Annotated in this window: 10 protein-coding genes; 7 read left to right on the top strand and 3 right to left on the bottom strand. The window is 70.1% G+C overall.

Annotated elements, in window-relative coordinates:
• Positions 1 to 7: 7 nt before the first annotated feature.
• Complete coding sequence (gene hisN / locus BM150_RS16170; protein ID WP_092928129.1) at positions 8 to 790, bottom strand: histidinol-phosphatase; 783 nt, start codon at positions 788 to 790, stop codon at positions 8 to 10.
• Positions 791 to 1,081: 291 nt separating this feature from the next.
• Here hisN and BM150_RS16165 point away from each other — a divergent pair, with 291 nt between their 5' ends.
• The 7 genes from BM150_RS16165 (at position 1,082) to BM150_RS16135 (ending at position 10,747) form a co-directional block, all read left to right on the top strand.
• The gene (locus BM150_RS16165; protein WP_092596070.1) at positions 1,082 to 1,756 is read left to right on the top strand and encodes a response regulator transcription factor; all 675 of its coding nucleotides are present in this window, start codon (positions 1,082 to 1,084) and stop codon (positions 1,754 to 1,756) included.
• Positions 1,757 to 1,861: 105 nt separating this feature from the next.
• A complete protein-coding gene (locus BM150_RS16160; RefSeq protein WP_092928128.1) occupies positions 1,862 to 3,130 on the top strand; it encodes an ATP-binding protein in 1,269 nt (422 codons plus the stop codon).
• 245 nt (positions 3,131 to 3,375) lie between these two features.
• Positions 3,376 to 4,377: a hypothetical protein gene (locus BM150_RS16155; protein ID WP_139219559.1), complete on the top strand. Its 1,002-nt coding sequence runs from the start codon at positions 3,376 to 3,378 to the stop codon at positions 4,375 to 4,377.
• Complete coding sequence (locus BM150_RS16150; RefSeq protein WP_092928126.1) at positions 4,367 to 5,446, top strand: hypothetical protein; 1,080 nt, start codon at positions 4,367 to 4,369, stop codon at positions 5,444 to 5,446. Before BM150_RS16155 ends, BM150_RS16150 begins: the two co-directional genes overlap by 11 nt.
• 6 nt (positions 5,447 to 5,452) lie before the next feature.
• Complete coding sequence (locus BM150_RS16145; protein ID WP_092928125.1) at positions 5,453 to 6,169, top strand: ABC transporter ATP-binding protein; 717 nt, start codon at positions 5,453 to 5,455, stop codon at positions 6,167 to 6,169.
• A 259-nt stretch (positions 6,170 to 6,428) separates the two neighbouring features.
• Complete coding sequence (locus BM150_RS16140; RefSeq protein ID WP_092928124.1) at positions 6,429 to 8,972, top strand: alpha-L-arabinofuranosidase C-terminal domain-containing protein; 2,544 nt, start codon at positions 6,429 to 6,431, stop codon at positions 8,970 to 8,972.
• Between the two features lie 272 nt (positions 8,973 to 9,244).
• Entirely contained in the window at positions 9,245 to 10,747 is a 1,503-nt protein-coding gene (locus BM150_RS16135; RefSeq protein WP_092928123.1) for a family 43 glycosylhydrolase, read from the top strand.
• Between the two features lie 138 nt (positions 10,748 to 10,885).
• Here the strand turns inward: BM150_RS16135 and BM150_RS16130 are convergent, their stop codons facing one another.
• Positions 10,886 to 11,572, bottom strand: a complete 687-nt coding sequence (locus BM150_RS16130; RefSeq protein WP_245755534.1) for a GtrA family protein — start codon at positions 11,570 to 11,572, stop codon at positions 10,886 to 10,888.
• A gap of 149 nt (positions 11,573 to 11,721) precedes the next feature.
• Positions 11,722 to 14,340 carry a sigma-70 family RNA polymerase sigma factor gene (locus tag BM150_RS16125; RefSeq protein ID WP_092928122.1) on the bottom strand — a complete coding sequence of 873 codons (2,619 nt, stop codon included), beginning with the start codon at positions 14,338 to 14,340 and terminating at the stop codon, positions 11,722 to 11,724.
• Between the last annotated feature and the right edge of the window lie 190 nt (positions 14,341 to 14,530).

The raw sequence follows: 14,530 nt of genomic DNA, 5'->3' as shown, positions 1-14,530 counted from the left end.
CGGCCCCTCAGCCGTCCAGCGCGCGCAGCGCGGCCCGGTGCAGCGCGCCGTTGGAGCTCAGCGCGTTGCCGCCGTCGAAGCGCGGCTCGCCCGCCAGGTCGGTGAAGCCGCCCCCGGCCTCCTCGACGATCACCTGCGCCGCCGCGAGGTCCCAGGGATTGCCCAGCGGCTCGGCCGCCAGATCTATCACGCCCTCCGCCACCAGGCAGTGGTGCCAGAAGTCCCCGAAAGCCCGGCTCTCCCAGCAGCTGTCCACCAGCCGCAGGTAGTCCGCGCGCCGCTCCAGCTCGGTCCAGCTGCCCAGATTCGTGGTGGAGACATATGCGTCGCCCAGCTCGGTCACCCCGGACACCGAGATTCGCTCCGCGTCACCCTCGGCACCGACCCGCCGATAAGCACCCTCACCAGCGGCGGCCCACCAGCGCCGCCCCAACGCCGGAGCGCTGATCACACCGATCACCGGCGCCCCGTTCTCGACCAGCGCCAGCAGCGTCGCCCACGCGGGCACCCCGCGCAGGAAGTTCTTGGTCCCGTCGATCGGGTCGATGATCCAGCTGCGCCCGGTCGTCGCGCTGCCGCCGCGCTCCTCACCCACCACCACGTCGTCCGGGCGGTGCTCGGCCAGCTCCGCGCGCACCGCGTCCTCCACGGCCACGTCCGCGTCGGTCACCGGAGTCCGGTCGGGCTTGCTCGTCGTCCGCAGATCGGCCGCCTGGAACCGGGCGGTGGTGATCTCGTCGGCACGGTCGGCCAGGCGTTGCGCCAGCTCGTGATCGGTAACTGCGCTCACGCCCGCAGCCTATAGACCACCGCCGCCGCACCCACCCGGTGGTGGCACCGGGTGCCCCGCGGTCGCCGGACTCTCGCAGCCCCCTGCGCCCCCAACCGGGCACCCACCCAACCGGGCACTCGGCCGGGCGTCGATTCCTCGCGAAATCGTCGCCCAAGTGCGGCGGTGCGGTACCAGAGCTCCGTCAATTTCTCGAGAAATCGCCGCGCCCGTGAGGGGAAAACCCCGCCCTCGGTGCACGCACGGCGACACACCGGCTCGGGGGCTCCGAGTGCAACTAGGCTGGGAGCCGTGAGCGTAGTGCTGCTGGCCGAGGATGATCCAGCCATCGCGATGCCACTGTCCAGGGCGCTGCAGCGGGAAGGCTACTCGGTGCGGGTGCTGGAGGACGGCAACGCGACGTTGCGTGAGACCTGCGCGGGAGGTGTCGACCTGCTGGTACTCGACCTCGGGCTTCCCGGGATGGACGGGCTCGAGGTGTGTCGCAGACTCCGCGCCCGCGGCAGGGGAACACCGGTGCTCATGCTCACCGCGCGCACCGACGAGGTGGACTTCGTCGTGGGGCTGGACGCCGGTGCGGACGACTACGTGGCCAAGCCCTTCCGGCTGGCCGAACTCATGGCGCGTATCCGCGCGCTGCTGCGGCGCAACTCGCCCGAGACGCTGGAGGCCGGTGGCGTCCGGCTGGAACTCACCGCCCGGCGGGTGCTGGTCGACGACGAGGAGGTTCAGCTGGCCAACAAGGAGTTCGAGCTGTTACGCGTGCTCATGTGGCACGCGGGGGAAGTGGTCACGCGGGAGGAGATCCTGGAGCAGGTCTGGCCCGAACCCAGCCGCAAGGGCAGCAAGACGCTGGACATGCACATCTCCTGGCTGCGCCGCAAGCTCGGTGACGGCCACTACCGGACCGCCGAGCAGCGGATCGCGACCGTGCGCGGCGTCGGTTTCCGGTTCAACACCGACTGATCCCGCGAACAATCGGGGAATCGGACTTCCCGCGCCGCCAGCCCGTGACCTCGGTTGCTTCCCGCGCGGAATCATCCCGACAACCCGATCGGAAAAGCCCAACCAATGCGCAAACGACTGCTGCAGGCGACCCTGCTGGCCGTCGCCGTCACCGCGTTCGTGCTCGGTATCCCGCTCGTGGTCAGCGCGCTGAAGCTGGTCGAGGACATCACGCGCGGGGACCTGTCCGGCAGGGCACAGCAGATCGCGACCCGGCTCGACGAGCAGGTCGCCGCCGGTGAACCGATCGAACTGTCCAACGTCCGGCTGGTGGTGCCCGACGACGCCAGGCTGACCGTCCGGATCAGCGACCGCACCTACACCTACGGCACGGATCCCGGTGAGGACCCGCTGGTCGAGACGGTGTCGATGGTGCAGAGCGGCACCGTGCGGCTGGCGGTGCCCAGCTCCCCGGTGCGCACCCAGCAGCTCCAGGTCGCGGGCGGGATCTCGCTGCTGGCGGTGCTCTCGGCCGCCACCGGCGGCTTCGTCGCCATCGTCACCGCGCGCAGGCTCGCCGACCCGCTGCGCCACGTGGCCGACCGGGCCAGCAGGCTCGGGGCGGGGGACTTCCGGCCCGACCCCAAACGGCACGGCGTGCCCGAGCTCGACCGGGTCGCCGACGCGCTCGACGCCTCCGGGGCCGCGCTCTCGCAGCTCATGCAGCGGGAACGCGAGCTGGTCGGTGACGTCTCCCACCAGCTGCGCAGCAGGCTCACCGCGCTGCAGCTGCGGCTGGAGGCGCTGGCCGAGACCGAGGACGAGGAGACCGCCGAGGAGGCGGGCGCCGCGCTGGAGCAGGCCGAACGGCTGTCCGGGGTGCTGGACGACCTGCTGGCCGCCGCCACCGCCGCCAGGGCGCGCGACGCCGAACCGCTCGACGTCTCCGCCGAGCTCTCCGGGGTCGCCGAGGAGTGGCGCGAACAGTTCCGCTCCCAGGGACGCACCCTGCGGCAGCGGATCGAGAAGGGCCTGCTGGCCAGGGCCACCCCGGCGCGGCTGCGCGAGGCGCTGGGGGTGCTGCTGGACAACGCGCTGCGGCACGGCGAGGGAACCGTCACGCTGTCCGCCAAGTACGGCAGCGGCACCGTGCTGGTGCAGGTGGCCGACAGCGGCGGCGGGGTTCCCGAGGAGTTGGCGCCGCACGTGTTCACCCGTGGTTTCTCCGGTGGCGGTTCCACCGGCGTGGGGTTGGCGCTGGCCCGAGCCCTCGTCGAGGCCGACAGCGGTCGGCTGGAGCTGAGCCGTCCGGCCACCTTCGAGATCTACCTGCCGGTGGCCAGGGCCGACGACGTGCTCGGGGTCCCGTGGCAGACCGACTCCACCCCGCGCTGAGCCCGGCGAACCGGGTTGATCCCAGTGGGCCGGGTTGCTCCGGGCGGACTCGTCCAGCACGGTGAACCGCGTTGTCCTCGGTGGTTCCCGACCCGGGACGCTCCTTCGGCTCTATGCTGAGCCGGTCCGGAACGATGTGATCATCTTCATCGGATCGCCGTTTTCGGCCTTGTCCGCGAGCCAAGGTTGCTACCGTCGCGATGATCTTTCTCGCGGAGGTGCCCGGTGGCGATGCGGAACCGCGCATGCGGGTGAAGCTGGTTGTCAGCGGTCTGCTGCTGGGGGTGCTGAGCGCGTTCGCCGCGTGGGCGGTGCACTGGTCGCTCGAGGATTACCAGGAGACCACCTACGAGCTGCCGGGCGCGGTGACCAAGCTGTCGCTCGGTCACGGGCCGCAGCAGGTCGATCCGGCGGCCCGGCCCGAGGCGGCGGTCGAGCTGCGCGAATACCTCGTCGAGCACTCGCTGACGCTGGTCGTCGCTCCCGCCGGTGACGGCCCGCCCCGGTTGGTGGTGGCCGATCCCGCGGGCGTGCTGCCCTGGTACACCCCGCCGAATCCCACGGGGAAGCACGAGCCGGGCCGGGCGCGGCGGGCCTACGCGTTCGAGGGCACCTACTCGCAGTGGCAGTGGCTGCGGGGGAGTTCCCCGGCGCTGGTGCCCGAGGATGTCGAGATCGTCGGCACGGTCTCTCCGCCCGAGGATGCCGATGATTTGCAGTACGTCCGTCCGCTCGCCGAGTACCCGCTGCCGCTCGGCCAGTACCTCGTCGACACCGACGACCCCGGCGAGCTCGCCGAGATTCGGGACATCGCGTATCGAGCCGGTTTCGCGGACTTCTCGACGGAGCGCGTGCCGTTGTGGGAACACCTCCGCGATGACCCGTTGGTGGGAACCACCGGCGCGCTGCTGGGTGCCGGGTACCTGGCGGCGATGCTGTTCTGGACGCTGGGGCTGCGTGACCGGGCCGGTGAGTTCGCGATCCGGACCCGGCACGGTGCCACCCGTGCCCGGTTGGTGCGGCAGGTGTGGCCGCGCGGCCTGCCGTTCCAACTGCTGGGGATCGTGCTCGGGGCGGCGATCACGGGAGCACTGGTGTCGCTGGTCGGTCTCCGGCCACCGGATCGGGCCGACTGGCTGGTCATGGCCGCCGCGGTGACGAGCGGGCTGCTGCTGGCGGCGCCGACGTGGCTGCTGGCCGCAGTGCTCGGAACCCGAGTGCGAAGCGAGGTGGGGCGTGCCGGGTGAACTCCGGGGTGGTGCCCGGATGGCGCTGCGGCGCCGGCCCACCATGCTGTCGCTGGCCGCCATGATCGGGCTGGCCTGCGTGGTGCTGGTCGTGCTGCTCGTCGACGTGCTCGTCCAGTTCAAGGCGCTGCGCGGCGGCCACGAGCTGCGCGAGCACGGCGCGGTGGTCTTCAAGCCGTACTACGGCGCCTCCGAGGTCACCTCGGTGCCCGATCGGACGGTCGCCGATCTCGTCGACATGATCCGCGCGGAGCGCGCCTACACCGCCGTCATCAAAAACGCGCGGGTCGACGATCCGGACTTCGCGGGTGGTGTGCCGACGGTGCTGCTCATCGGCTCGGAGCTGGCGGAGACCGTGCCCGACCTGGAGCTCTGCGAACCCGCTCCCTGCGCCATGCGCGGCGCCGAGGCGGCCCCACCGGCCGAGCCGGTCGGGATCGCGGGCCACACCTTCACCGACTTCGAGCGGCTGCCCCGCTCCGCAACCCACTTCGAGACCTATCTCGGCGCGGTGCCGCTGGACGAGCGGGTGGTGCTGAACCTGCCACCGGAGAGTCTGCACCGGCTCAACCGGTACGAGCGCGAGGAGGCGATGTCGCGGGCGGTGCTGCTGGACGTGAGTGACGCCGAACTCGACGGCTACCTCGCGGGCAACGCGGCGGGCGAGCTCTACCTCGTGCCGCACCGCGTCGCGGTCGACCAGCCGAAGCGGCTCTCCGGGATCATGGTCGCCGCCACGATGTACGTCGCCGGAATGGCGGCCTTCCTCGCGCTGGTGCTGCTCGCGTTCGCCGTCACCGCGCGGCGGACGCTGTATCGGGAGCGGGCGGTCTTCGCGATCCGGCGCACCCACGGCGCGAGCAGTGGGCACCTCGCCGTCCGGCTCGCCGGGTTCGTCGGCGTCGTGGTCCTCCTCCCGCCGTTGCCGCCGCTGGCCGTGCTCCTGCTGTTCGGCGGTCCGTTCGCCTCGGCGGCGGGGTGGATGGCGGTGCTGGTCGTGGTGATCTTCCTGGGGCTGTGGGGCTGGACCGTGAAACAGCAGCGCGGACACGAGCTGAAAGGCCGGTGAACCATCATGGCCCTGTTGCGGGCATCCGGACTGTCCAAGACCTACGGGCAGGGGAGGCTGCGTGTCGAGGCGCTGCGCGAGGTGTCGCTCTCGGTCGGGGTGGGAGAGGCGGTGGCCCTGATGGGGCCTTCCGGCTGCGGCAAGTCCACCCTGCTGAACCTGCTCGGGCTCACCCTGCCGGTGACCAGCGGCGAACTCCTCGTGCGCGGCGAGCCCGCGCCCACCCGGGAGCGGGATCGGGCGCGGCTGCGCAACGAGTTCTTCGGCTACCTCCACCAGGAGTTCGCCATCGTCGAGTCCGACACCGTCGCGGCCAACGTCACGATCCCGCTGGAGTACACCCGGCCGCGAATCGGCAGGCGGCAGCGGCTCGAACGCGCCCGCCGGGCCGTGGAAAGCGTCGGGCTCGGTTGGGCACTGCGCCGCAGGGCAGCGGAACTCTCCGGCGGCGAGCGGCAGCGGGTCGCCATCGCGCGGGCACTGGTCAACGAGCCCCACCTGGTCATCGCCGACGAACCCACCGCCGCCCTCGACCTCGCCACGGCCCGGGAGATCGTGACGTTGCTGCTGTCGATGCGGCAGCGGGGCGCCTCGATCCTGGTGGCCACGCACGACCCCCGCGTGGCGGAGCGGTGCGACCGCGTCGTCGCGATGTCGGACGGCGGATTGGCGGCCGAGCGGACCAATCCGCACGCCGCTACCGGAAACCACGGCAGCACGTAGTGCGGTTCGACCGGGAAGCGCTGCCAGCAGGGTGAAAGCTCGCGTCGGAGACGGCTTACCGGTCTTCGACCACCGGCGCCTCGTCCCCGGTGTCGCCGCGCGCCGATAATTCCAGCTCGGCGGCGGTCCGGGGGTAATCACGCTGTCACATGCTGTTGACCTTCCGTGTGAGGGCGGTTACTTTTTCGGAATACCGGACTTAGTTCGGTATATCAAACAACGAGGATCTCGGTCATCCGAAAACGGACTTGGAGCCCGCATGTCCCGATTACACTCGGCGGTCGGCCTGGCCACAGCCGTACTGCTGGGCGGCGCGCTGCTGCCATCGGCTCTCGCGGACACCGCCGAAAGCTCACCGATCGACTACTCGCTGCAAGTGGATGCGGCGGGAGAGACCAAGTCGATCCCCGACACGATGCACGGAGTCTTCTTCGAGGACATCAACGACGCCGCCGACGGCGGCATCTACGCGGAGCTGGTGCGCAACCGCTCCTTCGAGTACGACACCGTGGACAACCCCTCCTACACCCCGATGACCGGCTGGAGCACCACTTCGGTCGGCGGCGCCGAAGGATCCGCCGAGGTGGTCGACGACGCCCAACGGCTCAACGAGAACAACCGTCGCTACCTGCGCCTGCGACCGAACGCCCGAGGTCGAGCCGCCTACGGGGTGACCAACGCCGGATACCACTCCGGAATGTCGCTGGAACGAGGCGAGAAGTACGACTTCTCGATCTGGGCCCGCAGCGACCAACCCGGCGGCACCCCGCTGACCGTGACCGCCACCGACGGCTCCGGCTCACCGGTCGGCCGCACCATGCGGCTCCGGGTCCGGGGCGATCAGTGGACCGAGTACAGCGGGACCTTCGTCGCGGACGACGACACCAACAGCGGTGGGCTGCGCGTGCTCGGACACGGTGCGGGAACCGTGCGGCTGGACATGGTCTCGCTCTTCCCCCGTGACACCTTCAAACACGAACCCAACGGGCTGCGCGAGGACCTCGCCCGCAAGATCGAAGCGCTCAACCCCGGCTTCCTGCGGTTCCCCGGCGGATGCCTGGTCAACACCGGCAGCCACGAGTCCTACCAGGCCCCCGACTGGGAACGTCGCCGTTCCTACCAGTGGAAGGACACCGTCGGACCGGTCGAACAACGTCCCACCAACGCCAATTTCTGGGGCTACAACCAGTCCTACGGCCTCGGGTTCTACGAGTACTTCCGGTTCGCCGAGAACATCGGCGCGATGCCGCTGCCGGTGGTGCCCGCCCTGGTGACCGGTTGCGGTGAGGACGAGGCCACCCACGATCCGCAGCTGTTGCGGCGCCACATCCAGGACACCCTCGACCTGATCCAGTTCGCCAACGGGTCGGTGGACACCGAGTGGGGCGGCAAGCGAGCCGCCATGGGCCACCCCGAGCCCTTCGGGCTCACGCACCTGGCCGTGGGCAACGAGGAGAACCTCCCCGAGGACTTCTACGAGCACTTCGAGAAGTTCCGCGACGCCATAGAGCAGCGCTACCCCGGGATCACCGTGGTCGCCAACTCGGGGCCCGACGACAGCGGAGCCGTCTTCGAACGCGCTTGGGAACTCGCCCGCGAGCAGAACGCGGAGATGGTCGACGAGCACTACTACAACAACCCGCGGTGGTTCCTGGAGAACAACCGGCGCTACGACTCCTACGACCGTTCGGGGCCGAAGGTCTCGCTGACCGAGTACGCCTCGGAGGGCAACAGGTTCTACAACGCGCTGGTCGAGTCGGCCTTCATGACCGGGCTGGAACGCAACGCCGACGTGGTGCGGATGAGCTCCTACGCACCGCTGCTGGCCCACGAGGACGATCCGCAGTGGACTCCGGACATGATCTGGTTCGACAACCACCGGTCGTGGGGCTCGGCCAGCTACGAGGCCCAGAAGCTGTTCGGCAACAACGTCGGTGACGAGGTCGTGCCCAGCGAGGCCTCCTCGACCCCGGTCGAGGAGAAACCGATCAGCGGTGCGGTGGGACTGTCCACCTGGAACACCAGCGCGGCCTACGACGACGTGCGGGTGACCTCCGCCGACGGCGAGACACTGCTGGCCGACGACTTCTCCGGCGACGCGTCGAAGTGGAGCGAGCTCACCGGCACCGGCGACTGGTCGATCGAGAACGGGTCCTACGTGCAGTCGGACGCCTCGGTGCAGAACACCATGGTCACGGCGGGTGACGAGAACTGGAGCGACTACGACCTGAACCTGACCGCCACCAAGCGCGCGGGCAGCGAAGGGTTCCTCGTCGCCTTCGGCGTCAAGGGAACCGGCAACTACTACTGGTGGAACCTGGGCGGCTGGAACAACACCCGCTCGGCGGTGCAGCAAACCACCGCGGGCAGCTCGCAGACCGTGCTGTCCAAGGACACCACCATCGAGACCGGCCGGGAGTACGACATCAGGGTCGAGGTCCGGGGCCGGCAGGTGACGCTGTTCCTCGACGGCGAGAAGTGGGGCAGCTTCACCGACGAGCAGAACGCCGAACCGTTCCGCCAGGTGGTCACCAGGGACAACGAGACCGGTGAGCTGATCGTCAAGGTCGTCAACGCCCAGAACGACCGGGCACGTACCCAGCTGGACATCAGCGGTGCCTCGCGGCTGGCGAACACGGCGCGGCTGACCACGCTGCAGGGCGACCCCCAGGCGGTCAACACCGCCGAATCGCGACCGATCAAACCCGAGAAGTCGGTGATACGGGGCGTGGACGAGAGCTTCAGCCACACCTTCCCGGCCAACTCGATCACCGTGATGCGGATCAAGACGCACGACGAGTGAGTCGAATCCGCCGACCGGTTTCCCGAGGGGCTCGGGTGGCGGAACCTCTCGCACGGCTCTCGCTCCGGGGAGGCCCGACATCGGGTAGTCACTACACAACGTCGGGCCTTCCTCGCGAGAGCCGCACGGGAGAACCCGCGGCGGTGCGAACTGCGTAGGTGGTGGGGGTTCGGCACCGCTGAGCCGAAACATCACTTTCGCCGGTCACAACACGGAAACCCCCTCACAACGCGGAAAGCCTCCACGCCACTTTCTCCGAACAGGAGTACGACATGACGCAGAACAATTTGAATCGCCGTTCGCTGCTGCGCGGCGGTGGAGCGGCAGCGGCGGGAGCGGCGGCCGTGCCGCTGCTCGGCACCTCGGCGAGCGCGGCGACACAGCGGTCCGGCAGGGGACACGGTCAGGATCCCGGTCGGGGCTCCGGCGTGCTGACCACCCGCGACCCGTTGATCGAGCAGCGCGCCGATCCGCTCATCACCTACCCCCACCGGGGGATGTACTACATGACCGGATCGGTGCCCGAGTACGACCGCATCGTGGTGCGCGGCGCCCCCACCATCGAGGGGCTGGCCCACACCGGGGAGCGCACCGTCTGGCGCCGCCCGAAGTCCGGGCGGATGGGCGGCCACATCTGGGCGCCGGAGCTGCACCGCATCGACGGCCGCTGGTACATCTACTTCGCCGCCGGTGACTCCGACGACGTGTTCCGCATCCGGATGTACGTGCTCGAATCCCGCGCCGAGGACCCCCGTGAGGACGCGTGGGAGCTGCGCGGGCAGATCACCACGGCCTGGGACACCTTCGCGCTCGACGCGACCACCTTCGAGCACGCGGGTACCAGGTACTACGCGTGGGCGCAGGCGGAACCGGGCATCGACACCAACAGCAACCTCTACATCGCCGAGATGGCCTCCCCTGTGGCGATCAAGGGCGATCCGGTCCGGATCGCGGTGCCCACCGCCGACTGGGAGACCCGTGGTTTCAAGGTCAACGAGGGCGCGTACGTGCTGGTCCGCAACGGGCGGGTCTTCATGACCTTCTCGGCCAGCGCCACCGACGCCAACTACTGCGTGGGGCTGCTGACCGCCGACGCCCGCGCGAATCTGCTCGATCCCGCTTCCTGGACCAAGTCGCCGCAGCCGTTGATGGAGACGAACGAGGCCAACAGCAGGTACGGCCCCGGGCACAACTCCTTCACGGTGGCCGAGGACGGCGAGACCGACGTGCTCGTCTACCACGCGCGGTCCTACCAAGGGATCGAGGGCGATCCGCTGTACGACCCGAACCGCCACACCAGGGTGCAGCGGCTGAACTGGTACCCGGACGGCACGCCCGCACTCGGGATACCGATCGCCGAGGGTGAGCCCGTGGTGCGGCTCTCGCCGTTGGACAGCCCGGAGTCCTTCGTGCGGCACGGACAGGGCGGCCGGCTGGTCGTCGATCGGGTCGCCGACCGTGTCGAGCGGAGCCAGTTCCGCATCGTGCCCGGCTTCCTCGACCCCGGCAGGGTGGCGCTGCGGTGCGTCGATCTTCCGGACCACCACGTCCGGGTGAGTGACGGCTCGCCCGTGGTGGAGCCCTACGCCGACAGCGACGAGTACGGCCGGGCCAGCGGATTCATCCGGGACGAGGGGCTCGCCGACCGTGACGGCGTGTCCTTCCGGCTCTCGCACGAGCCGCACAGCTACCTCGCGCACCGCGAGGGCAGGCTCGTCGTGGAACGGCCCAGAAGCCGAGCGGACCGGGAGCGGGCGACCTTCCGACTCCGCTGAGTCGCCCACCACGGCGCCGTGAGCCCTCGTCCGGCGCCGTGGTCGGGTTCCCGCGATCCACGTACGAAAACTCGCCCCCCGCGTGCGTGGATCCCCGGGTGGATCCCTAGGTGGGGTCCACCCGGTTCCGGGGCGGTTTCACCCGGCGGCAGGACGGGAGATGTCGTGCTCCTCGGCCGATCCGTGGGAAGCGCTGTTCGGGGTGGCACCGTGTTCGCCTGCGGCGAGGTCGGCAGCCGCTCGTTCGGTCGCCGCGCGTTCGACGGTGGCTCGCTCGACAGGGAAGGGCTCGACGTTGGAGAGCTCTGTGACGTCTTCGATGGGACGCTCGGTGGTCTCCGTTCCCCGGGTGGGAAAGACCCAGCGGCGGAAGGCCCACCAGCGGAACGCCATACCCAGCAGCACGCCGAGTATCTGGCCCGAGGTGAAGTCCGCGATCTCCTCGACCAGCGGTGTGGTGTAGGGCGTCTGCAGGTGCAGCAGGTATCTGGAGACCCACAGCGGCGCGGCGTAGAGCCCGATCGCGATACCGCTGAACAGGAAGTACAGGCTGGCCTCGTGGTGACGCTCCCTGCCGCCGCGAGTGCGGAACGCCCACTCCCGGTTGAGGACGTAGGAGACGATCGTGGCCACCAGCACGGCCACGACCTTGGCCGTGACCGGCTTCGGGGCGAGCACGGTCCACTTGAGCGCGAAGAAGATCACCGTGTCGATGACGAAGGTGCTCGCGCCCACCATCGCGAACTTCAACAGCTCGCGATATCGCAGCGCCAGCTGCCGTACCGGGCGGGAGAGTTGGGTGAGCACCTCGTCGACTACCGACACCCGACGAGTCTACGGAGTGTCTCCACTGCCGTTCCGCCGCACACGTCAGTCCCCTCCGGTCGAGTGTCACACCTCATAACCCCGGAGCCTCCGGGGTGTCAATTCCTCGCGAGATCGCCGCGCCGGACCGGGGCACGGCCACGGTGGGTTCAGTCCGAGGCTCCGACGTAGGGCAGCCCGTCGAGGAACTTCTCCAGGTCGAACCCGGACGAGTCCTCGTCGTCCGACTCCTCCGGCTCCCGTTTCGCGCTGCCCTCGGAGGACTCCGGCGATTGCGACTCCGGTTCCTCGGTGGCTTCGGCCGGTTCGGGGCCGCTCGTTCCCTCGTGTTCCGGCGTCGGCGGTGTCGGCGTGCTCGCCTCGGATCCCGGGGGCTCGGGAACGGGGGAGTTCTCGTGCGGGGAACCGCCGGACCGTCCCGCGCCGTTTCCGTTCGGTGCCTCCGGGGCGGTACCGGGCTCCGTGCTCGGGTCGGGCGGTCCGTCGGGACCGGAGTCCGAACTCGCCGGTTCCCTGCCGTTCTCGGAGTCCTGCGGGGCACCACTGTCCGAGCCGCCGTCGTCCGACCCGCTCGGCCGTTGCTCGGTGGGCGCCCGGTCCTTCGATGTGTTCCAGCCCTCCGGCGTGTTCCAGTGTTCCGGGAGTTTCCAGTAGCCCGGCAGCCGGGACCACCACGGTTCCAGGGTGACTCGCTCGCTGTCGCGGGCGTCGGACAGTTCGGCGCTGACCGTGATCCGGGTCGGACGCGACCACTCGGTCGCCGACTCGTCGAGCAGTCCCTCCTCGGACAGCGGGCGTGCGGACAGCCAGCGGGAGTCGCACAGCCACACCGCGAATTCGGTGGTCTCGGTGGGCCGCAGGCGCTCCGAGCACCGCACCGTCGAACCCACGCGTTCGCATCCCGAGGGGATCGTCACAGCTCGGGTGCCCTCCGGCAGTTCGAACACCACCCGTGCCGTTCCGGTGGTGTCCCCGGTGTTGCGGGCGTGCGCGCGCACTCGCGAGCCGCTCCAGGGAAACGCCCCGCTCCAGCTGTCCGTCGTGAGCGCTATGCCCGGTTCGGTGCTTGGCTTCACCCGGACACGCACCTCGGCCAGCGAGAGCGAGAGCCCGCCCGCGCTCGTGATGTTCACCGTCACCTCGCCGCTGCGCGCGGTGCTGTCCGCGCGAACCCGGAAGTCCAGCGGCAGCTCCTCGCCTGCCCGCAGCCCGCGTTCGGTGGTGCAGGTCATGGAGCGTCCCTCGGAAGTACAACCGAGGCCGGGACCGGTCCCGTTCGAACCGGACACCGCTGGCTCGGCCCGGAGCGCTCCGTCCGCGCTGTTCCCCGTGCTCGCCGGGACCACCGCGTTTCGCGCGCTCGCCGAACGTGCTGCCGCCCATGCCGGTTCGGTGCTCGCGGCGCCGCTGCCCGGTTGCCCGGCGGCTCCCGAGCCATTGCTCACGCCGGGGAGACGGGCGCTGATTCCCCTCGGCAGCGCGAGACGCACCGTGATCGGTTCGGAGATTCCCGCCCCGTTGTTGCCGATCGTGATGGGCAGCTCCGCGGGATCACCACCCGCGATCAGGTGCACCGGTTGTCCCGGCCCGGACGCAACGAGGTTCGGCTCTCCCGGCTCGGGTGCCGGCTGGGGAGACTTCTCGGGAGGCGGGCTCGGTTCGGGGGAGGGGCGTGGCGAAGGTCGTGGCTCGGAGGGCTGCCGCGTCGGCTGCTCCGGTGCGGGCGGTTCGGGGCGCGGCGGGGGTTGTTCCGAGGTGGGGGGCGCGGCGGCCGCGGGATTCGGTTGTTGGTCACCCGCCGCCAGGCCGAGAGCCACCGCGACGACCATCGCGGCGGTCGAGGCGGTCGTACCCACGATCTGCCGGGGCAGTGAGCTCGCCGCCCCGACAGCACCGGCGGCGCCCGTACCTCCCGCACCTCCGGCGGCGGCGAATCCGGCCGCGGCGGCCGTTCCCGAGTTGCCCGCCAGATATCCCGCCGCGCTGGTGCCGAGGACGAACGGCGCGACCACCAGCCGCAGACCGCCGTTGACGTCGCCCAGCTCGGCGGACAGCGCACGACAGCTCGTGCAGGAGTCCAGGTGCGTGTCCACCTGCGCTGACTCCCGTTTGGACAGCCCGCCCCTGGTCCAGGAGCCCAGCCGCTCGACGGTGGCGCGGCACTGCTGCGACTCCGCCTCGTCGGATTCCAGCTGACCGAGGTGGACCTGCAGGTATGCCTGTCGTAACCCCTCGCGCGCCCGGTAGGCCAGCGCCGAGACGCCGTTGGATGTCAGCCCCAGGACCGGGGCCACCTCGGACGGTGACTCGCCCTCGATCTCCAGGTGCCACAACACCGTCTGCCAGCGTTCGGGCAGCCTGTTGAACGCCTGCGCGGCCAGTGAGCGTTCCAGGCCCGCCACCGCCGTGTCGGTGAACGGCACGCTCACGTCCGCGCCGTCCTCGGCACCCACGTCGGCCGAGTACCGCACTCTGCGCTCCTTGCGGGTGCGGTCGTAGGCCGTACGGCGGACCGCCGTGAGGAGGTAGGCCCGGAACGCCGTGTTCGGCCCGTGTCCGGAACGCAGCCCGGTGAGTACTTTCGCGAACGCCTCGGAAACGAGGTCGTCCGCTTCCGACGAGTCGTTGGCCACCTGGCGAGCCATGCTGTGGGCCGCGACACTGTGGCGCTCGTAGAGCACTCCGTACGCTGCGGTGGAACCTCCGCGAACGGCTTCGATCAGCTCGTTGTCACCCGCGTCCTCGAACTCGTTCGGATCCGTGCCCACGCCGTACGCTCCCCTCGGTGTGTGTCGATGACGGCTCGCGGCGTGTCCGCGGCGTGATCAGCACTGTACTCAGCGGTTATTGTGATCGAACTCTCCGGGTGAACGCTATTCGAATCACCGTCACGGACCACTCCCCGAGGCGTCCCCACGGCGGGGAGTCACCAGAAGGGGAGGAAGAATGGAACCTCCG

It is taken from the genome of Actinopolyspora alba, assembly GCF_900112765.1.
Classification (GTDB): domain Bacteria; phylum Actinomycetota; class Actinomycetes; order Mycobacteriales; family Pseudonocardiaceae; genus Actinopolyspora; species Actinopolyspora alba.
This window is presented reverse-complemented; position numbering and strand designations above follow the sequence as displayed.

Bases quoted from the DNA above. Each gene is read 5' to 3' on its own strand.
- BM150_RS16160 (WP_092928128.1), top strand. From the start codon at position 1,862: ATGCGCAAACGACTGCTGCAGGCGACCCTGCTGGCCGTCGCCGTCACC.
- BM150_RS16155 (WP_139219559.1), top strand. From the start codon at position 3,376: ATGCGGGTGAAGCTGGTTGTCAGCGGTCTGCTGCTGGGGGTGCTGAGC.
- BM150_RS16145 (WP_092928125.1), top strand. From the start codon at position 5,453: ATGGCCCTGTTGCGGGCATCCGGACTGTCCAAGACCTACGGGCAGGGG.
- BM150_RS16140 (WP_092928124.1), top strand. From the start codon at position 6,429: ATGTCCCGATTACACTCGGCGGTCGGCCTGGCCACAGCCGTACTGCTG.
- BM150_RS16135 (WP_092928123.1), top strand. From the start codon at position 9,245: ATGACGCAGAACAATTTGAATCGCCGTTCGCTGCTGCGCGGCGGTGGA.